Below are 19,610 nucleotides of genomic sequence, written 5' to 3'. Positions count from 1 at the left end.
GGCTTGTGAAAAAGCATTTTCTCGTTCAATACCGATGCAGGCTCTCTATATAGAGGGCCTGTTGGTTTGGGAAGGGAGGTGAACGGCAAGGCTAAGGATATAGGCGCGAAGCTAGGGAAAATAAAGTGATAAAAATCACTCATGTTGTGATTTTTATCACATACTACACTCTATCATTATTCTACAATAAGGGTGTAAGAAAGGTCCCGACACTGAGCGTAAGGCATCGGTGAACAGGCCGGGCTCAAGAAATAGCGTTATCGTGAAAAAAATCACAAGTCCGGAAGACCAAACAATTTGGAGGGATTTACATGTCGGTGATTGAGAGAGAATTACAAGAGCAACAATCTGGCTGGAGAGGTTTTAAAAAAGGCAAATGGACTAAAGAAGTCAACGTCAACGATTTTATTGAAACCAATATCTTACCTTATGTTGGCAATGAAGAATTTTTGGTTGGTCCTACCGCCAACACAACTGCACTGTGGGATATTGTATCCGATCTTACCAAAAAAGAGCTGGCAAACGGCGGCGTGCTTGATGTAGACGTGAATACGCCATCCACTATTATTTCACATAAGCCGGGTTATCTGGACCGGGATAAAGAGCAAATTGTCGGTGTACAAACAGATGCTCCATTCAAACGCTCTTTGCAGCCGTTTGGTGGAATTCGGATGATGATCGACGCTTGCAAAGCCTATGGTTTTGAAGTACCAGAAAGTATCATTGATATCTTCACTCATATTCGTAAAACTCACAACCAAGGTGTATTTGACGCTTATACAGATGAAATGAGAGCAGCTCGTAAAGCTGGTATCATTACTGGTCTGCCAGATGCATACGGTCGTGGTCGTATTATCGGTGACTATCGTCGTGTAGCTTTGTATGGTGCAGACTTCTTGATCCAAGATAAAAAACTGCAACTGAAAAGCCTTGAAGTTGATTCCATGGAAGAAGATGTAATTCGTCTGCGTGAGGAAATTTCCGAACAAATTCGTGCTTTGAATGAACTGAAACAAATGGCTGCTGAACACGGTTTTGATATCTCAAAACCTGCTAACAATGCGAAAGAAGCTTTCCAATGGGTATATTTTGGATATCTTGCAGCAATCAAAGAACAAAATGGTGCAGCAATGTCCTTAGGACGTGTATCTTCCTTCCTTGATATTTACTCTCAACGTGATATGGAAGAGGGTACAATGACAGAAGAACAAGCTCAAGAACTGGTCGATCATTTTGTTATGAAATTGCGTATTGTTAAGTTCTTGCGCACACCTGACTATAATGAACTGTTCAGTGGAGATCCAACTTGGGTTACTGAGTCCATTGGTGGTATGTCCGTAACTGGAGAAACTCGGGTAACTAAAAACAGCTTCCGTTTCCTGCACACCCTCTACAATCTGGGACCTGCACCGGAGCCGAATCTGACTGTACTGTGGTCGGAAAAATTGCCTGAAGGCTTCAAAAAATATTGTGCGAAAGTTTCTATTGAAACTAGCTCCATTCAGTACGAGAATGACGATCTGATGCGTCCGATTTATGGAGACGATTATGGTATTGCTTGTTGTGTATCGGCAATGAAAATCGGTAAACAAATGCAATTCTTTGGTGCTCGTGCCAACTTGGCTAAAGCTCTGCTGTATGCAATTAACGGTGGTAAAGATGAAAAATCTGGCGTCCAAGTAGGGCCTGAATTCCCAGCCATTACAGGCGAAGTTCTGGAATATGAAGAAGTGTTGAGCCGCTTCAAACCTATGATGGAATGGTTGGCAAAACTGTACATGAACACTTTGAATGTTATTCACTACATGCATGATAAATATAGCTACGAACGCATTGAAATGGCGTTGCATGATCGTGATATTCTCCGCACCATGGCTTGTGGTATTGCGGGTCTGTCAGTTGCTACCGACTCCTTGAGTGCCATTAAATTTGCAAAAGTTAAACCAATCCGTAACGAAAAAGGGATTGCTGTTGACTTTGAAATCGAAGGCGAATACCCTTGCTACGGTAACAACGATGACCGTGTAGATAACATCGCTGTGGAACTGGTAGAAAGCTTCATGAGCATGATTCGCAAGCATAAAGCTTATCGTAATGCGGTTCCTACTCAATCTGTACTGACTATTACTTCCAACGTAGTGTACGGTAAGAAAACAGGTACAACACCGGATGGACGTAAAGCAGGCGAACCGTTTGCACCAGGGGCAAACCCAATGCACGGCCGTGATAAAAAAGGTGCTTTGGCATCTCTGAGTTCCGTGGCTAAATTGCCTTATGAACACAGTCTAGATGGTATCTCGAACACCTTCTCCATCGTGCCTAAAGCACTGGGTAAAGAAGAAGAAACACGCAAAACAAACCTTGTTTCGATGATGGATGGCTACTTTGGAAGCCACGCACATCATCTGAATGTCAATGTGTTTGCTCGCGAACAACTGTTGGATGCAATGGAACACCCAGAAAACTATCCACAGCTGACGATTCGTGTTTCCGGCTATGCCGTTAACTTTATCAAGCTGACTCGTGAACAACAATTGGATGTTATTAACCGTACTTTCCACGGTACAATGTAAATAAGTATTACAATGACGCACGCATAGCGGATGCGGGAAGGATGATGCAACATGTTGAAAGGTCACATACACTCATTGGAAACCTTCGGGACCGTCGATGGTCCCGGCATCCGCTTCGTGCTCTTTATGCAAGGATGCTTGTTGAAATGTCAATATTGCCATAACCCGGACACTTGGGCCTTGAATGAAGGTAATCCGATGACGTTGGAGGAGGTATTGGCTGAGATTGAGCCGTATTTAGCCTATTACCGTTCTTCAGGAGGCGGATTGACCGTATCCGGTGGAGAACCGACGCTGCAAGCTCATTTTGTCGCAGAGCTGTTCAAAGAAGTGAAACGTCGGTGGAATTTGCACACGACACTGGACAGTAACGGCTTTAATGACGCGGGCCGTATCCATGAACTGCTGGACGTAACAGACTTGGTGCTACTGGATATTAAGCATATTGACAATGACAAGCATATTAAGCTTACAGGCAAGTCTAACGACCGTATGTTAAGTACGGCTCGCTGGTTGTCTGAGCAAGGGCGCAAAATGTGGATTAGACACGTATTTGTACCGGGTATTCATGATGACGAGCAAGATTTATTGAATTTGGGACGGTTTATCGGAACGTTGAACGGAGTCGAGAAATTCGAAATATTACCTTACCATCAAATGGGTGTTTACAAGTGGGAAATGCTTGGTAAGGAGTATCCGTTGGAGGGAGTTCCATCTCCTACAGATGAAGAAGTTCAACGTGCTTACCGACTCATTGAAGAGGGTCGTCTGGAGACTGCAGGAAAGAATGCTGTCTGTCGTCCATCATAATGTAAATGGTTCAAAAGCTATTTCCTAGTAATGAAGCCGCCGCCACATCAGGTCAGATGGGCGGCGGTTTTTTGTTGTTGAATTTTTTGCAGTCACAGGAGAAAGTTCCCTTTTTTTCATGATCAGCAAAATTTCCAGAAACTTTTTAACAACTGACGCGTCTAATAGTATGACTTTTTACGGGAATGATAATAATTTGGTGATAGAAGGAGACAGACAATGAATTTCAAGAAATGGACCATGCTCACCGCCCTTGCGGTGGCTCAGGTGGCCGCAGTAGCCCCTGTAGGAGCAGAAGCAGCATCAACAACCGTTCAATCCACCGATTCGGTTAGCGCACAGCAGGCTCAGGCCAATGTTGCTGATTCAGGCGTTCAGAATAGCATCGGAGATCAAGATGGAACTAGCACACAAAATGACACGGTTACACCTAATAACACAGGCGTTTCCAATGATCCATTGACTGGCCTGCCTACGGATACAACCAACGGATCGAACGTTTCCAATGATGTATACGGTGGAGACGGAACGATCACCAATCCTGGTGGAGCTCCAACATCCATGGGTGCTAATCAATTGATTTTGTACTTAAACAGCGCGAAAATGGAACAAAACGGACAGGTGTACACAGCAACTCAGCCGATGACTGTTAAGGACGGAGTTTCCTATGTAGCTATCCGTTCTCTTGTCAGCCGTGTCGGATTGCAGTTTAGTTATGACACTGCCACCAAAGAAACCGTAATCACACAAGGAACAAATGTCATGCGCTTCAAAACAGACAGCAAGGTTTATACGGTTAACGGTGAAGCCAGACAAATGAAGGGACCGGCTTTTCAGCAAAAGAACGTATTTATGGTGCCATTGACCTCGATTACACAGGCCTTAAATATTCCTTATACTGTGAATAATACGACTAAACAAGTTATCATGGATTTGAATCAGAAACCTAAAGCTTCCTTCACGGTTCAGCAAAAAGATATCTATGCGGGCGAAACCCAAGTTACGTATTTGACGAAGGAATCTTCTCCTACAGGTCTTCCGATTGTAAACCAACGTTGGGAAGGTAAGCAGGACGTATTTCAGGAGCCGGGTACATATGTAGTTACCTATTCTGTTCTTGACTCTGCTGGGAACTGGAGTGATCCTTACTCAGTTACAATTACAGTAAGACCACCAAATCAGCCGCCAGTGGCTCTGTTTACAACTGATAAAAAAGAGTACAAGATGGGCGAGAAAATCACCATTACCGACCTGAGTACAGATGATGAGAATGCTATCACTAAGCGTGATTGGGAGAATAAGAAACTTGCCTTCTTCCAACCAGGTGATGTAACAATTACGCTCACCGTAACTGATAAGCACGGCGCAACAGGTACCAAAAGTGAAACGATTAAAATTACAAATGAACTGCTGTACAACGAAGATGATTTCAATAAAATCTTCACACCATATGGTGATAAATATACAGTAGACGGCAGTCAGGTGCCTACCATGGCTACTATTCCAGTGACAAGTACTTCTTCACCGCGTCTTTTGATCCGTGCTAACAGCCCAGAACGTGTGTTCCAGGATGGTATCGTGTATCAAGAAACCGGATCAGGCAGCACGCGCATACTCGTCCATCATGTCAATGAAACGGGTAGAGATGTGAAGATGTACGTGATTGCGACCAACAACAATATCACTCCTGCCAATATAAATGTCGAAAATTCCGGTTTTGCTGGACCATCTGAATTTGCCACGGCTGCGGGTAAAGTCTCGATTCAACGATATTTTCAATCCATGCAGGATGGAAGCAAGCGTTCTAGCACAGTTCTAAATCCTGGCGAAAATCGCATTATTTTAGAGGATTTGAATGCACAAAAAATCAAGCAAAAACAGGTCATTTCTCTGTTATCCGATTTATATACGGATCAACCTATTCAATACACGGTTATTGTGTTAGATGCAAATGTAGATCCGTTGACCGTGATGCCTACTCTGGCAAAACTGCCTAAGGACGGTATTCACAACCGTGGAACGTACGCTAATGCTGATATCTCGCTCAATTATACCGAAGAGGTTGGTAAAACAGCTCAACGTATCGTTCTTGGTGATAATAAGGTAGACCCGAACCTGATTGGTACGGACGGTCTGGACGGCTCTTCTGCTTCCAATGCCGGTAATTTTGGTGTTGTATATAAAGTTAAATTGGATCATGTAGCGCCGTATTCACTGATTACGTTCAACCCGCGTGGGGGCGAATATTCCGGCTATGCGATGGTAAACAATCAGGTTGTGGGTATCCCGACGAACGGCGCGGTATGGGCTCCAAATGAGATGAGTGTGCTGTATCGCACAGGGCATATCGAGGAAAGTGTAGAGATGTATTTCACTGCTGCTGCAGGAAGTAACTTGCCAGTTTCCGTAGTAGTCATGCCTTTACCAGCTATTAAAAATTAATATGAATTAACCGGTGCTGTTTACCGGCTTAGACCTTGGGTCTCGTCATTCACCGTTTAAAAGTCGATGTCACTTGCAGAATATAGGCGTTCTCCTGCTGCGAATTTAATCGTAGCGCCGGAGAGCGTCTTTTTCTTATGTATAGATACGAATATCTCTTATAATATTGACTTTAATCGTGGTATAATAAATAGATGCAAGCCTAAGCCTGCATCAGAAAACCTGAAACTACAGACAGGGGAGGGTGAAACGCATGCTGACAAAGGATGAAATTATTGCAACAATGTCCGCTCAGGGGCTGCGTATTACAGATCAGCGCAAGACGTTGGCCACGTTATTTTCCGAGAATGAAGGGTATCTGTCCCCCAAAGACGTTTATGAATATATGGGTAAGAAGTACAGTGGACTTAGTTTTGATACGGTTTATCGTAATCTGCGTGTAATGCAGGAATTGGGTGTACTGGAACAGGTATCTTTTGAGGATGGAATGAAGTTCAAGGTGAGCTGTAATGAGCATCATCACCATCACCATATGATTTGCTTGAGCTGTCAGAAAACATTACCGATTTCTTTTTGCCCAATGCAAATGACGGATACAACGGATCAATTCCAAATCGTCGAGCACAAGTTTGAAATTTTTGGTTATTGCAAAGATTGTCAACAGAAGAATGGGCATACTGACAGTAATTCGGATGGGGGATTCAGACAGACGAGCAGTCACACTCACAGCCACGGGGGCTACTGAAATGAAAATCACCACACGCAGAGTGGTACAGGCTCCGATTAAGTTTTATCGTTCCTATATTTCACCGTTAAAGCCGGCTACCTGCCGATTCTATCCAACGTGTTCGGCGTACGCGTTGGAGGCGGTAGAGATGCATGGTGCGCTCAAAGGTTCATGGCTTGCTGCTAAGCGTATAGCCAAGTGCCATCCCTTTCATCCGGGCGGCGTAGATTTGGTCCCTCCTGCAAAAAAGGGAACAGATAGGTCTAGCGAAGATCGTTTGGCTACCCACTCTGAAAAGGGTCTGACTTGACAGCGCTATGCGGATTTGGTTATATTTTGGTTAATATTGTTTTCCTGCGAAGGGATGAGTAGGGTAAAACGCCCAGTACAGAGAGCCGGGGTTAGCTGCAAACCGGTCTGGAGCGAAGCCTGAATATGGTCCTGGAGGAACCTTTTTCGAGCGTATTTGCCACAATTATTAGTGCTTGGGAGGCAATCGTAAGGGGGAGGCGTGTTCCAGCGTTAATGGGCGGTCAGATGTGACCGGTGAAGCCTGTAGTCTGCGAGGATACAGGAAAATTGGGTGGTAACGCGTGAGGTGACTCTCGTCCCATAGGGGCGGGGGTCTTTTTTGTGCCCAATTTGTGCCAAATACATGAATTGGAGTACCATCATGTCAGCAGGTCTTATAGCTGCCGTGAACAAAACAGGAGGCAACACACATGTCCAATGAGAACACATTTTACATTACGACACCGATCTATTATCCGAGCGACAAGCTACATATAGGTCATGCTTACACGACGGTTGCGGGAGATGCAATGGCCCGTTACAAGCGGCTACGCGGTTATGAAGTGCGCTATTTGACAGGAACGGATGAGCATGGTCAGAAGATTGAGCAGAAAGCAAGTGCAGCAGGCAAAACGCCGCAACGTTTCGTAGATGATATTGTGGCAGGTATTCAAGAACTGTGGCGGAAGCTCGACATTTCCAATGACGATTTTATCCGTACTACGGAGGAACGCCATAAGGCTGTTGTACAAGAAATTTTTGATCGTTTGCTGAAGCAAGGCGATATTTACAAGGGAGAATACGAAGGCTGGTACAGCATCCCTGACGAGACGTACTACACAGAAACTCAGCTGGTTGACGTGGTGAAGGACGCCGATGGCAATGTGGCTGGAGGAAAAAGCCCGGATAGTGGACACCCTGTAGAACTGGTCAAGGAAGAGTGTTACTTTTTCCGTATGAGCAAGTATGCTGATCGGTTGCTGCAATTTTATGAAGAGAATCCGCAGTTTATCCAGCCGGAATCACGTAAAAAAGAGATGATCAATAACTTCATCAAGCCGGGTCTGGAGGATTTGGCTGTATCCCGTACTACCTTCGATTGGGGCATTAAGGTGAAGGGGGATCCGAAGCATGTCGTGTATGTGTGGATTGATGCACTTTCCAACTACATCACAGCCTTGGGTTATGGCTCTTCCAATACCGAGCTGTATGATAAATTCTGGCCTGCAAATGTGCATATCGTAGGTAAAGAGATTGTACGGTTCCACACGATATATTGGCCGATTATGCTGATGGCGCTGGATCTTCCGTTGCCTAAAAAAGTATTTGCACATGGTTGGCTGCTCATGAAAGACGGTAAAATGTCGAAATCTAAAGGCAATGTTGTAGACCCAGTGACGTTGATTGACCGTTATGGTCTGGACCAACTACGATACTACTTACTGCGCGAGGTGCCTTTTGGGGCAGACGGAACATTTACACCAGAAAGTTTTGTAGATCGAGTTAATTCGGATTTGGCAAATGATCTGGGCAACTTGTTGAATCGTACCGTGGCGATGGTAGATAAATATTTTGATGGTAAGGTTCCAGCTTATGAAGCTAATGTAACAGCATTCGACGGAGCTTTGGAAGACATGGCAACATCGACTTATAGTAAAGTAGAAGAAGCCATGGAAAACATGGAGTTTTCCGTGGCATTAACGGCGATTAGCCAATTTATTAGCCGTAGCAACAAGTATATTGACGAGACGCAACCATGGAATTTGGCTAAGGATGAGGCAAAACGTCGCGAATTGTCATCTGTTATGTTGCATTTGGTAGAAAGCTTGCGCATCGCTTCTATCTTACTCCAGCCATTCTTAACCCGTGCTCCTCATAAAATTTGGGAGCAGCTCGGTATTAGCCAAGGTGAGTTGACTACATGGGATAGCGGCAAACAGTTCGGTCGTATTCCGGAAGGAACGCAGCTGGTCAAAGGTAATCCGATCTTCCCGCGTCTGGATTCAGAGCAAGAGGTTGCTTTTATCGTGGAAGCGATGACTGGAGGTAAGAAGCCGGAGGAAGCTACGACACAAGCTCAACCGCAGAATGCATCTGAGACGAGTCAGGAAGCACCGGAGGCAAAGGAAGAGATTGGCATTGAGGATTTTGCCAAGGTGGAACTGCGCGTTGCTCAGGTCGTCGCCTGCGAGCCTGTGAAGAAGGCCGATAAACTATTGAAGCTTCAGCTTGACCTTGGTTATGAGCAGCGGCAAGTAGTATCAGGGATTGCGAAGTTTTATACACCTGAAGATATCATTGGGCGCAAGGTGATCTGTGTGACCAATCTGAAGCCAGTAAAACTTCGGGGAGAGTTGTCGCAAGGTATGATTTTGGCAGCATCACATGGAGATCAGCTTACGCTGGCCACCGTACCGGAAGGTATGCCGAATGGTGCGGTTGTAAAGTAGAACGCTATGTAAAAATAAAAGAGCGTAATGAGCGTATGTTCGGGAATTATTCTTCCTGGGCATGCGCTTTTTGGCTTGCATCATATTTTGCTCCCGCTATACGTATGTTTTAGTAGGCAGGGCTTGTTTGCTTGTGTTCACTTAAGACAGGTGGGAGGAAATAATGATGACAAATATCAACGCTGGGTTGGCGATCATAGCCGGACTGGTTTCTTTTTTTTCACCGTGTTGTTTACCGCTGTATCCATCTTATTTATCGTATATGACAGGGATGTCTGCGCGTGAACTGGCTGAAGGACGGCACAAGGCTGAGGTTCGTTATCGTACGATGGGACATACGCTTGCTTTTGTATTGGGCTTTTCGGTGGTTTTCTATTCACTGGGTGCAAGTGTCGGGTTGCTTGGAAAATGGTTTGCCAATTATGGGGATGCGCTAAGAGTGGTAGCGGGATCACTTATTTTACTAATGGGGCTGGTATCTCTTGGTGTGGTGCGTCCTTTGATTCTAATGAGGGAGCATAAGCTTCGCTGGACATGGAAGCCTGCCGGGTACGCCGGTTCCTTTGTAATCGGAATTGGATTTGCGGCAGGCTGGTCGCCCTGTATCGGTCCCATGCTAACAGCTATTATCGCTTTGGCGGCAGTAGAGCATCACATTTGGTTCAAACTGATTACAGGCTATGCGCTTGGCTTTGCGATTCCATTTTTTGTATTAGCTTTGCTGGTAGGCTCTGTTCGACTATCCTCTCGCTATACCTCCATCCTCATCAAGACAGGTGGCATACTACTAGTTATTACGGGCATTTTACTGGTAACGGATCATATGACCGATGTAACGCTATTTTTACAACGGATTACCCCAGATTGGATGCTAGTTATGTGAAATATTCAATACGACTTAAAGGGAAATGTTCAAAAATGCGCTCTGTGATAAACTCTCGCAGTGCATTTTGCTGTTCATCGGGATAAACATATTTGTTTTGTCCCCAGCGGCCCCATTTTTTCTTGCGTTTCTCTATGTCCATCTCCAGCTTGGTTTTCGGATAACGTTTCTCGATGACAGCTTTGGATGTTTTGGTGAAGCGATGCTGAATTAATTCGAACGTCAAATCTTTTGTAGCATGCTGTGGCAAGGTTTCTCCCAATTTTCGCAGCAACTCGCCGTAACCTTCTTCCCAGCCGTCATACCAGATGATGGGTGCGATGATGAACCCCAGTGGATAACCGGCTCGTGCGATTTTGCCAGCGGCTTCAATACGTTCCTCGAAGCGTGAAGTTGCAGGTTCAAACTGTTTAATAACATAATCGGAATTAATGCTAAAGCGGATGCGAGTATGACCATTATGTTTAATATCCAGCAATGGATCAACATGATGATATTTAGTAACAAAACGCAGACGACCAAATTCTTCATCTGCCATGAAACGAATCAAGTCTTCAAGCGTTCCGGTGATATGCTCCAAACCAACTGGATCGGAGGTGCAAGCTGCTTCAAAACGGGTAATTTCAGGCGCACGCTCCTCGATATAAGCTTTAGCTGCTGATAAGATATCGTCAGTGTTGACATATACACGAATATACGGCTTTGCTCCCAAGGTTGTTTGTAAATAACAGTAGTGACAGTGCCCCATACAACCAGTCGAAATGGGGATGGCGTATTCGGCAGAGGGCTTGGATTGGTCAAAAGTTAACGTTTTACGGATACCGACAACCAAAGTTTTTTTTGCCATTCGGTACTTTTCAACTTCAGTTTCACCTGGTAAATTGGTAATTCGGTTGTGAGAGGTAGTCATCCGATACGGAATATCCTTGGCTTTAACCCAATCCATAATACGCTGGCCCTTAGGATAATTCAGTGCGTCTGGCTCAAAAAACACCAGATCAGGCAAAAATGGCTTGGTTCCTCTGGTTTGGACAGGAGTACGCTCAAGCGTAGACATGACTAACGCTCCTTTCGAAATAAATCCACAGTGCTCTGGTGTCCAACTTTAACATATTGCCGCAGAAATAAACGATACAGGGACGACGATATTAGTGTGTCCCGCTTAAATTGAACAAATCGTGGCAATAGCTGTGAGTGGAGGGATGCGACTTGCCAATGGGCAATGATAACATGTATCATTACATAGTAGGTTTAACGCAGGAAATGAAGGCGGTAAGCGCCCGTTCAATAACAGAAAAGAGGGAAACAAGTGCCAACGCCAAGCATGGAAGATTATTTGGAACGCATTTACCAACTGATTGATGAGAAGGGTTATGCTCGTGTCTCGGATATCGCAGAGGGGTTAGAGGTGCATCCTTCGTCCGTCACCAAAATGATTCAGAAGTTGGATAAGGACGATTATCTTGTATATGAGAAATATCGGGGACTGATTTTGACACCGAAAGGGAAAAAGGTCGGCAAACGGTTGGTTGATCGCCATCAGTTATTAGAGCAATTTCTGGATATGATTGGGGTTGACAAGGACCTGATATATAAAGATGTGGAAGGTATTGAGCATCATTTGAGCTGGGATTCCATCACCCGTATCGAAACATTGGTTGAGTATTTTCGTCGGGATGAAGATCGCTTGCGCCAGCTTCATGACATACACAAGGAATTGAGTGGAGATTCCTAAAAGCATCTGTCCTTACGGACGATGCTTTTTTATTTGTCCCGACCGCAACAAATATCCGGTTATTAGCGTCTATCCATTATATAGCAGGACAAGATAGGGGTTAAAATTAACAGGGTTAGCGGAGGATTGTAATAATATGAATCGAAAGAAAATAGTGGCATTGGCTGCTGGCCTACTCTTAGCAGTGCAGACTGCCATCGTTCCTGGAGTTCAAGCAGCTCCAACTGGTAATATTGAAATTATATTGGACGGACAGTCCCTGCAAAGTGACGCGTCACCGTATATTGTACAGGGAGCCAATGTTACGATGGTTCCTTTGCGAGTGATTAGTGAGGGATTGGGCGCTCAGGTCAACTGGTCGGAATCGTCCGGTACGGTAACGATTACAGCACAGAACAAAAATATATCTATGGAGAACGGTGCACAAAGCGCTACAGTGAATGGCAAGTCAGTTCGACTGGATGCATCTGCCCGTATGACAAGCGGGAGAGTCATGGTGCCTCTGCGTTTTGTTGGGGAAGAGTTGGGATTAAAAGTGGATTGGCAAGCTTCAGAGCGAGTTATTACGTTAAGCAGTGGTAAGGAAGGTGTCTCTACTGGCGGGAACACTTCTGCAGGAAGCAGCGGCTCTATATCAGATACGCCTGCATCTGGCAATCAGGAGAGTGTAAGTACAGATCAGGGAGCCATCGATGATGAGCAGGCGGTTGTCACTTCACCGTCAACGTCTACTAGTGAGGACGGTTCAAGTTCTTCACAGGCAAATGTTGTTCAGGTAAAGGCTTCAACTTCCATGCGTGGAGCATGGATTTCTACCATTAACGGAGATTGGCCTTCTTCCGCTGCCCGAAGCAGCTCAGAGAAGCAAAAGCAGGAGTTTACTAAAATGCTCGATGATTTGCAGGGGATGGGCATCAATGCAGTATTTGTTCAGGTTCGTGCCAGCGGTGATGCGCTCTATCCATCGAGTCTTGTACCATGGAGCAAGTATTTGACCAACACCCAAGGTAAAAATCCAGGCTACGATCCCTTGAAATTTATGATTAGCGAATCGCATAAGCGAGGGATGGAATTCCATGCCTGGTTTAATCCGTTCCGTGCGAATTCTACAGGAACAACCAGCGGTTTGGCTGCAAACCATGTGGCTAATCAACATCCGGACTGGATTGTTAAGAATGGTAGCCAATTGTACATCAATCCAGGAATTCCGGCTGCACGTCAGCATGTCATTGCGGCGATTATGGAGGTCGTGAACGGATATGATATTGACGGCGTCCATTTGGACGATTATTTTTATCCTTACAGCGGGACTTTTGATGATGATGCGACCTTCAAAGCATATAATACCAACAAAATCTCTAGCAAGGGCGACTGGCGGAGAGATAATGTGAACAGTTTTGTTCGCGATTTGGGCAAAAGCATTCATGCCAGCAAGTCTAAAGTTCAATTCGGAATTAGTCCTTTTGGGGTATGGCGTAACAAATCTCAGGACTTAACGGGTTCAGACACGAAGGCAGGCGTTACAGCGTATGATACGACGTTTGCGGATGTAAGAACCTGGATTAACAAAGAATGGATTGATTATGTAGCTCCACAAATTTACTGGAGTATCGGTTTCCCAGCGGCGGGATATGACAAGCTTGTCGCATGGTGGTCCAATGAGGTCAAAAACTCAGATGTTAAGCTGTATATCGGTCATTCTCCTTATAAGATCGGCACCCCTGAAAAGGGCTGGCAAACGGCTCAAGAGCTAATTAAGCAGCTTGAACTGAACGAAGATTATAAACAGGTCAAAGGGGATATTTACTTTAGTGCACAGCATTTGCGTAAAAATCCATACGGACTCATTCAGCTTCTTCAAAATTATTATCAAATGTGATATAAATTGGATCATATAGGTTCTATTTGGGCCTCCGTTCTCATACATAAGCAGTAGAACTGCTTACTCCCAAGAGAACGGAGGTTTTTTGATCTATGCTGATCAATGCTGTGTTCCAGGGTGGAGGGGTTAAGGGAATTTCGCTGGCGGGTGCAGTTAAGGCTGCGGAGGAGCATGGAATTGTATTCAATCGTTTGGCAGGTACATCATCAGGTGCTATTGTAGCTGCTTTATTGGCTGCGGGATACTCTGCGGATGAAATGAAAGCCGTAATTGAGAAAACCCCCTTGGTCAAGTTGTTACGACGTTCTCCAGTGTTCAATATTAAGTGGGTTGGACCAGCAGCTCGTATCTTTCTTAAAAAAGGGCTCTACTCAGGGGAGGCACTGGAGCACTGGGTACGTGAGCTGTTACGAGCTAAGGGAGTGCGTACGTTCGTGGATTTACCTCCTGGCAAACTGCGCATTATTGCATCAGATATCACGAATGGACGCATTCTGGTGCTTCCTGAGGATATCAAACGTTTTGGTATCAATCCCTCTTCACTGGAGGTAGCTAAAGCCATTCGGATGAGCACAAGTATCCCTTATTTTTTTGATCCCGTTATGTTAAGGCTTGATTCTGCACTTGCCAAGGGAAAGACTTTTTCTCAGCAATTTGTATTTGTAGTTGATGGGGCTTTACTAAGCAATTTGCCGTTGTGGCTTTTTGATGAGCCTGTAAATGAACGTGAGGCCAAAACGATTCCAACGGTAGGGTTTCAAATGGTGGGCAAAACGGGGACGGAGACCAAAGTTTCTTATATACGGGGTCCATTGACCATGCTGCAGGCTATTTTTGATACCATGCTATCAGCACACGATGAACGATATATTGAGCAGGAGAATCGGTATCGGACGATTAAAATTCCAACATTGGGTATCCGCACTGCACAATTTAACATTTCTACAGAGCAAAGTGATTTGTTGTATGCTTCCGGTGTGCAGGCAGGGGATGCTTTTTTCCACAAATGGAGCATCACTTCTTACCAGCAGCAGTATAGCAAGTACCAATTGATGAAGGATACCATGTACGCTATGAAATAAACACTAACTCGCAGTTAAAGTTAATTTAAAAGGGTGTAAAAAAGGAGCCTCTTCCCGGTCATATTTGAATACGCGGGTGATGGCTCCTTTGTGCTACATTTTAAAGGATGATTATCATTAATGATATTTAGGTTGTTCTTCTTCATTTTTGCCCTTGGAACCTTCAATTACATGAAAAGGATACGCTTTGCGCTTGCCTGTAGTCTGCTGCTTACGTGCGTTGGCTGTTTTGGCCATGGTGCGCACAGAGGGTTTGATTTTGGGAGTACGATTGCGTTGCCCTGGCAGGTATTTGTATAGCAGAAATATAACTGCAAAAACAAGGACGGGAATTAGTAAACTCATGAGAAAGCCCCAGCTTCCTCTCCATAGCATATCCACAATCCCATATGCACCCAAAGCAAGGGTAAGCCAGAAAATAACGGCATGTCTGTTCATTATTCACTCATCCTTTCACAGGATCAAGGACCGGACTGTTGAAGGTCTCCTTTACAGGTACGTTTTCCAACTCAGCATCCAATTCAAGCATACGCTTAAATGAGGCAATGGATACCTCCACTTGATCATCAGTCGGTTCTTTGGTGGTAAGTAGTTGCAGCCACAGACCGGGGTAACCTAAATAACGAAGTACCGGAATTTCACGAAGAGCATTGGTCAGCTTGAGAAATTCAAAAGAAAGCCCCAGTACGATCGGAAGCAGTAGAAGCCGTTGCCCCATGCGCTCCCACAGATTATCGTAGGTAAATAGGGAATAGACAAGTACTCCGATGATCACGGTCAGCATAATAAAGCTACTACCGCAGCGGTAATGCAGACGGCTGTATTTTTGTACATTGGCCGGGGTTAGTTCTTCCCCTGCTTCGAATGCTGTAATTACTTTATGCTCTGCGCCGTGATATTGAAACAGTCGCTTAATTAACGGAGTTTGGGAAATACCCCACAAATAAGCCAGTAGCAGAATCAGCTTAATAGCTCCTTCTGCGAGGTTATGCAAAATTTGGCTGTGAAACAAGCTACCGAATAGGAAATCCTCTACAATAACCGGAACGAGAGTCAATACAATTTTGCCAAACAGGAATGACAAAATACCGACTGCCGCCACACCGATCATCATACTCAGACTCCAGCGAGATTCTTCTTTTTTCTTTTGCTCAGCGCGTTCTTCCGGATCTACTTCATCATCAGCATACGCATCGGCTGAATAGTTTAAATGCTTGGTACCCTTGGCGCTGGAGTCGATGATGCTTACAATCCCCCGCAATAAAGGAATTCTGCGGAATTTGGATACCCAGGATTGCTCCTTGCGTGGTACTTCCAAATATGTGATTTCGCCAGTTTTGCGGCGAACTGCCGTGACATTGACACGCTTGCCGCCGAACATGACACCTTCAATGACTGCCTGACCGCCGTAGCTCACAGGCTTGGATGCTTGTGACAACCGTCTCACCTCTCTTAATACATGCTTTTTTGTATATTGTATCGAATTTGGAAGGGAATATCTAGTTAGATGAAACTGAGTGTAGTAATTAGGCCACTCCAAGCTAAGATTCTGCTTTTAACGGAGAAGGTAGAAATTCTTATCGTGGAGAAAGCTCATGCCACAGGCTTATAAAAAAAGCATTTATGGAGCTCAGACTGCTCACATAAATGCTACTCATTATAAAACCGAATGAATATTTGGAGACAACTTATTGCGTAATTGCCCCGACAACCTGGTCAACCAGCCCTTTTGAAGAGAGGGGGCCGCCAAATGTCCATGTCGTACCGCTCAGTGAATAGGTACGTTTTTCTTTAACGAAATTCAGACCGTTCCAGACCGAATTATTTTTCATGGGTGCGCCGAAAACATTATCGTCCGGCTGAACAATATAGATAAAGTTGCTGTCCTGAACGGCAGACAGAGCTTCAATGCCTACGGTTGAAAAGCCATACTGTTCAACTTTGCTCGGTTTCCAATCGTTAATCATGCCGATCTTCGCCAGTGTTGCCACGACGACTGAGTTATCTGAAAACATACGAAGGCTGGCCGCATTTTGCGAAGTGAAAGCCTGTGTCAGTATATAATGATAATCCGACTTGCCAGCAGCGGTGAGCTTTTCTTTGGCTTCAGCATAATGCTGATCCAGTTCGGCAAGCACCTGCTTAGCTTTGTCTTCTTTTCCAAGAGCAACTGCGATGCTATTAAAAATTTCTACCATTTTATCATGATCGTAGCCGTTACCATCGTTCAGATTATATTCGATCGTCGGAGCGATGGCCTTGAGTTGCTCATAGATAGCCTCATTTCCATCAACATTGGAAATGATCAAATCCGGCTTCAATGCAGCAATCGCTTCCAGATTCGGCTCGTTACGCGTGCCGACATCGACCACGCTACTATCGAGAGCCGCCTCCGGTGTCACGTACACCTTGTAATTGGCATTGTCTGCATTACCAACCGGCTGAACGCCCAGCGCAATCAAATCCTCTGTAAATGTCCATTCCAGCACTACGACACGCTGTGCGGGCTTGTTGAGCGTGACCTCACCACGATTATGCTTTACCGTCACAGGACCAGTCGCTGTGTCAGTCGGTTTGCTACCCGACGTGGCTGCCTGATCTTTATCCGATGCTTTGTCGGCTGCTCCGCAACCTGCCAGAGTGAGCGTAAAAACCATTAACAATAAAATCCCGATTAATCCCTTTTTCATAGAAGCGTTCTCCCGTATATATGTTTTTAGAAAATGATAATGATTATCATTTTCATCATTATATTATGATAGAGGATTGAAATTTTGTCAATGTAAAAAACGAGTCCGTACCCTCAATTGGAAAGCTGCCATTATTCAGCATTCCTGTTCATTGTTAAACTATTCCCCCTTGGAGCATACTACCTAGCAAAATGGATGCAGAATCCGATGAACGTACATGCATTTCCGATTGCAATTGTCTTTACGATGGGAAAAGTTTGCATATTGAAAGGGGATTAAACAACATGAGTGAAACCTACTCTATACCCAAGATAGGACATGAACAGGAGCAGTCTCGCGGATCTCAGGATCAACGTCATCATAACGACAGTGGTAGAGGCAGGCAGCAGTCAGGCAAAATACATACGCCTCTCATTCCTTTTGCACTTGAGTTGGGTTTTTTTGCGGGTTTACTCTGGGGATTGCTGCGCTGGCTGTTTTATAAGTTGCATTTTACGGTAGTAGCGCCTGGCTTTCTCGCGGAGCCTTTTTTCAAGCATTCGTTTATGAACACCATGGCGGGACATCTGGTAGGGCTACTTTTTTTTATTGGATTATCCGTCGTAGCTTCACTGGTGTACACTCTGTTGCTGCGCAGATTTAAGGGTCCTATACCCGGAATTGTGTATGGTCTGATTTGGTGGGTTGTTTTATTTGTATTAACAGGTCCTAAGCTAGGAATGATGAATGCTCCTGATCGGTTAACATGGAATTCCTTATATACGGAAATTTGTGTGTTTATACTGTGGGGACTATTTATCGGATATACCGTTGCTGTCGAGTATACGGATGAAAGAAAGCGCGAGCCTGAGAAAGCTGAGGGCTGAACGTAACAAAAACTTCTCAAGCGCCTATCCCCTGTGTTAAAATAGCATTTGGTTATTTGACAGAGGGGAGCGGAATGAAAGATGAAGAATGACCGGGTGTTAAAGCTGCGGCAGGCGCTGGGCGAGCATAATCTGCGGGCTATGCTGATTACTAGCCCTGTCAATCGTCGATATTTGACAGGCTTCACAGGTTCGGCGGGTTATGTGCTGATTACGGAATCCCATAGCTATTTGCTGACTGACTTTCGCTATATGACACAAGCGACCGAACAAGCCGAAGGCTTCACGGTGGTGCAGCACGCTGCACAGGTCATGGAAACGGTGAAAGAATTACTGTCTTCCCATCAGATCAGCGAAACAGGCTTCGAGCAAGACGCTGTAACTGTTGCGACGCATAAAGCTTATAGCGAAGATTTGTCACCTATTTCACTGGTTCCGGTGTCGGGCATTGTGGAGAAGCTACGGGTGTACAAGGATGCAGAAGAGCTGGAAGTGATGCAGCGGGCAGCGGATTTGGCAGATGCTACTTTTGCACACATTTTACCTTACATCAAGCCAGGTGTCAGCGAGCGTGAGCTGGATCTGGAAATGGAATTCTTCATGCGCAAGCAGGGAGCTACATCCTCTTCATTTGACACCATTGTGGCTTCCGGGGTTCGTTCGGCATTGCCTCATGGCGTAGCCAGTGCTAAGTTAGTACAAGCAGGCGAGCTAATTACGTTTGATTTTGGTGCGTTGCTGGATGGCTACTGCTCCGATTTGACACGTACAGTGGCTACACAAGGGGATTTAGCGCCTCAGTTGCGTGAGATCTACGATATTGTGCTTAAGGCGCAACTTCACGCACTCGAACATATTAAGCCGGGCATGACAGGCCTTGAAGCGGATGCACTGACCCGGGATATTATTGCTGGCCATGGCTATGGAGACAATTTCGGTCACAGCACAGGTCATGGTCTGGGTCTGGAAGTACATGAATCTACACGCCTGTCTAAGGTAAGCGATGATATTCTGGAGCCGGGTATGGTTGTAACGGTCGAGCCAGGTATTTATGTGCCTGGATTGGGCGGTGTACGGATCGAGGATGATATCGTTATTACAGATAGCGGCATCAAGGTATTAACACATTCGAGCAAAGAATTTACAGTCGTTTAATAACGATAACAGTCCTGTAGGAGG

16 protein-coding genes are annotated in these 19,610 nt (G+C 45.1%); 12 read left to right on the top strand and 4 right to left on the bottom strand.

From position 1 onward, the window contains the following. Positions 1 to 311 precede the first annotated feature (311 nt). From pflB to ACM1ND_RS16565, 7 genes are all read left to right on the top strand, one after another. Positions 312 to 2,573: a formate C-acetyltransferase gene (gene pflB, locus ACM1ND_RS16595; protein ID WP_025722256.1), complete on the top strand. Its 2,262-nt coding sequence runs from the start codon at positions 312 to 314 to the stop codon at positions 2,571 to 2,573. Positions 2,574 to 2,624: 51 nt separating this feature from the next. Next, on the top strand, positions 2,625 to 3,383 hold the full coding sequence (gene pflA / locus ACM1ND_RS16590; RefSeq protein WP_013310845.1) for a pyruvate formate-lyase-activating protein: 759 nt from the start codon (positions 2,625 to 2,627) through the stop codon (positions 3,381 to 3,383). Positions 3,384 to 3,602: 219 nt separating this feature from the next. Then, positions 3,603 to 5,825 carry a copper amine oxidase N-terminal domain-containing protein gene (locus tag ACM1ND_RS16585; RefSeq protein WP_028540587.1) on the top strand — a complete coding sequence of 741 codons (2,223 nt, stop codon included), beginning with the start codon at positions 3,603 to 3,605 and terminating at the stop codon, positions 5,823 to 5,825. A 253-nt stretch (positions 5,826 to 6,078) separates the two neighbouring features. Continuing rightward, positions 6,079 to 6,570, top strand: a complete 492-nt coding sequence (locus tag ACM1ND_RS16580) for a Fur family transcriptional regulator (protein ID WP_013310843.1) — start codon at positions 6,079 to 6,081, stop codon at positions 6,568 to 6,570. Position 6,571: 1 nt separating this feature from the next. Beyond that, the gene (gene yidD / locus ACM1ND_RS16575) at positions 6,572 to 6,862 is read left to right on the top strand and encodes a membrane protein insertion efficiency factor YidD (protein ID WP_023989271.1); all 291 of its coding nucleotides are present in this window, start codon (positions 6,572 to 6,574) and stop codon (positions 6,860 to 6,862) included. Positions 6,863 to 7,274: 412 nt separating this feature from the next. Further along, a complete protein-coding gene (gene metG, locus ACM1ND_RS16570) occupies positions 7,275 to 9,293 on the top strand; it encodes a methionine--tRNA ligase (RefSeq protein ID WP_279832583.1) in 2,019 nt (672 codons plus the stop codon). A gap of 166 nt (positions 9,294 to 9,459) precedes the next feature. Further along, positions 9,460 to 10,176, top strand: a complete 717-nt coding sequence (locus tag ACM1ND_RS16565) for a cytochrome c biogenesis CcdA family protein (RefSeq protein ID WP_418028036.1) — start codon at positions 9,460 to 9,462, stop codon at positions 10,174 to 10,176. On the opposite strand, the gene splB is transcribed toward ACM1ND_RS16565, so the two are convergent. Further along, the gene (splB, locus tag ACM1ND_RS16560) at positions 10,169 to 11,233 is read right to left on the bottom strand and encodes a spore photoproduct lyase (RefSeq protein ID WP_264453621.1); all 1,065 of its coding nucleotides are present in this window, start codon (positions 11,231 to 11,233) and stop codon (positions 10,169 to 10,171) included. The genes ACM1ND_RS16565 and splB overlap by 8 nt on opposite strands. 252 nt (positions 11,234 to 11,485) lie before the next feature. Between splB and mntR the strand changes: the two genes are divergently transcribed. The 3 genes from mntR to ACM1ND_RS16545 all read left to right on the top strand — a co-directional run bounded on the left by mntR (position 11,486) and on the right by ACM1ND_RS16545 (position 14,875). Next, a complete protein-coding gene (gene mntR, locus ACM1ND_RS16555; protein ID WP_007430946.1) occupies positions 11,486 to 11,911 on the top strand; it encodes a transcriptional regulator MntR in 426 nt (141 codons plus the stop codon). A 136-nt stretch (positions 11,912 to 12,047) separates the two neighbouring features. Continuing rightward, positions 12,048 to 13,790, top strand: coding sequence for a family 10 glycosylhydrolase (locus ACM1ND_RS16550; protein WP_418026333.1), 1,743 nt, complete (start codon positions 12,048 to 12,050; stop codon positions 13,788 to 13,790). A gap of 95 nt (positions 13,791 to 13,885) precedes the next feature. Continuing rightward, positions 13,886 to 14,875, top strand: a complete 990-nt coding sequence (locus ACM1ND_RS16545) for a patatin-like phospholipase family protein (RefSeq protein ID WP_418026331.1) — start codon at positions 13,886 to 13,888, stop codon at positions 14,873 to 14,875. A gap of 117 nt (positions 14,876 to 14,992) precedes the next feature. Here the strand turns inward: ACM1ND_RS16545 and ACM1ND_RS16540 are convergent, their stop codons facing one another. The 3 genes from ACM1ND_RS16540 to ACM1ND_RS16530 form a co-directional block, all read right to left on the bottom strand. Next, complete coding sequence (locus tag ACM1ND_RS16540; protein WP_023989265.1) at positions 14,993 to 15,313, bottom strand: hypothetical protein; 321 nt, start codon at positions 15,311 to 15,313, stop codon at positions 14,993 to 14,995. A gap of 7 nt (positions 15,314 to 15,320) precedes the next feature. After that, positions 15,321 to 16,313: a DUF1385 domain-containing protein gene (locus ACM1ND_RS16535; RefSeq protein ID WP_028540591.1), complete on the bottom strand. Its 993-nt coding sequence runs from the start codon at positions 16,311 to 16,313 to the stop codon at positions 15,321 to 15,323. Between the two features lie 250 nt (positions 16,314 to 16,563). After that, complete coding sequence (locus tag ACM1ND_RS16530; protein ID WP_264453622.1) at positions 16,564 to 17,565, bottom strand: ABC transporter substrate-binding protein; 1,002 nt, start codon at positions 17,563 to 17,565, stop codon at positions 16,564 to 16,566. A 284-nt stretch (positions 17,566 to 17,849) separates the two neighbouring features. On the opposite strand from ACM1ND_RS16530, the gene ACM1ND_RS16525 reads away from it, so the two are divergent. Further along, complete coding sequence (locus ACM1ND_RS16525) at positions 17,850 to 18,431, top strand: YqhR family membrane protein (RefSeq protein WP_023989261.1); 582 nt, start codon at positions 17,850 to 17,852, stop codon at positions 18,429 to 18,431. A gap of 81 nt (positions 18,432 to 18,512) precedes the next feature. Next, on the top strand, positions 18,513 to 19,586 hold the full coding sequence (locus ACM1ND_RS16520; protein WP_418026327.1) for a M24 family metallopeptidase: 1,074 nt from the start codon (positions 18,513 to 18,515) through the stop codon (positions 19,584 to 19,586). The last annotated feature ends 24 nt before the right edge of the window (positions 19,587 to 19,610 follow it).

Source organism: Paenibacillus sp. JJ1722 (assembly GCF_048282685.1).
Lineage (GTDB): Bacteria > Bacillota > Bacilli > Paenibacillales > Paenibacillaceae > Paenibacillus > Paenibacillus polymyxa_B.
The sequence above is the reverse complement of the archived record's forward strand: the minus strand, read 5'-3'. Positions and strand labels throughout refer to the sequence as shown.

What these genes read in the sequence shown, in the direction of transcription:
- pflB (WP_025722256.1), top strand. Translation starts at nt 312, where the DNA reads ATGTCGGTGATTGAGAGAGAATTACAAGAGCAACAATCTGGCTGGAGA.
- pflA (WP_013310845.1), top strand. Translation starts at nt 2,625, where the DNA reads ATGTTGAAAGGTCACATACACTCATTGGAAACCTTCGGGACCGTCGAT.
- ACM1ND_RS16585 (WP_028540587.1), top strand. Translation starts at nt 3,603, where the DNA reads ATGAATTTCAAGAAATGGACCATGCTCACCGCCCTTGCGGTGGCTCAG.
- ACM1ND_RS16580 (WP_013310843.1), top strand. Translation starts at nt 6,079, where the DNA reads ATGCTGACAAAGGATGAAATTATTGCAACAATGTCCGCTCAGGGGCTG.
- yidD (WP_023989271.1), top strand. Translation starts at nt 6,572, where the DNA reads ATGAAAATCACCACACGCAGAGTGGTACAGGCTCCGATTAAGTTTTAT.
- metG (WP_279832583.1), top strand. Translation starts at nt 7,275, where the DNA reads ATGTCCAATGAGAACACATTTTACATTACGACACCGATCTATTATCCG.
- ACM1ND_RS16565 (WP_418028036.1), top strand. Translation starts at nt 9,460, where the DNA reads ATGACAAATATCAACGCTGGGTTGGCGATCATAGCCGGACTGGTTTCT.
- splB (WP_264453621.1), bottom strand. Translation starts at nt 11,233, where the DNA reads ATGTCTACGCTTGAGCGTACTCCTGTCCAAACCAGAGGAACCAAGCCA.
- ACM1ND_RS16550 (WP_418026333.1), top strand. Translation starts at nt 12,048, where the DNA reads ATGAATCGAAAGAAAATAGTGGCATTGGCTGCTGGCCTACTCTTAGCA.
- ACM1ND_RS16545 (WP_418026331.1), top strand. Translation starts at nt 13,886, where the DNA reads ATGCTGATCAATGCTGTGTTCCAGGGTGGAGGGGTTAAGGGAATTTCG.
- ACM1ND_RS16540 (WP_023989265.1), bottom strand. Translation starts at nt 15,313, where the DNA reads ATGAACAGACATGCCGTTATTTTCTGGCTTACCCTTGCTTTGGGTGCA.
- ACM1ND_RS16530 (WP_264453622.1), bottom strand. Translation starts at nt 17,565, where the DNA reads ATGAAAAAGGGATTAATCGGGATTTTATTGTTAATGGTTTTTACGCTC.
- ACM1ND_RS16525 (WP_023989261.1), top strand. Translation starts at nt 17,850, where the DNA reads ATGAGTGAAACCTACTCTATACCCAAGATAGGACATGAACAGGAGCAG.
- ACM1ND_RS16520 (WP_418026327.1), top strand. Translation starts at nt 18,513, where the DNA reads ATGAAGAATGACCGGGTGTTAAAGCTGCGGCAGGCGCTGGGCGAGCAT.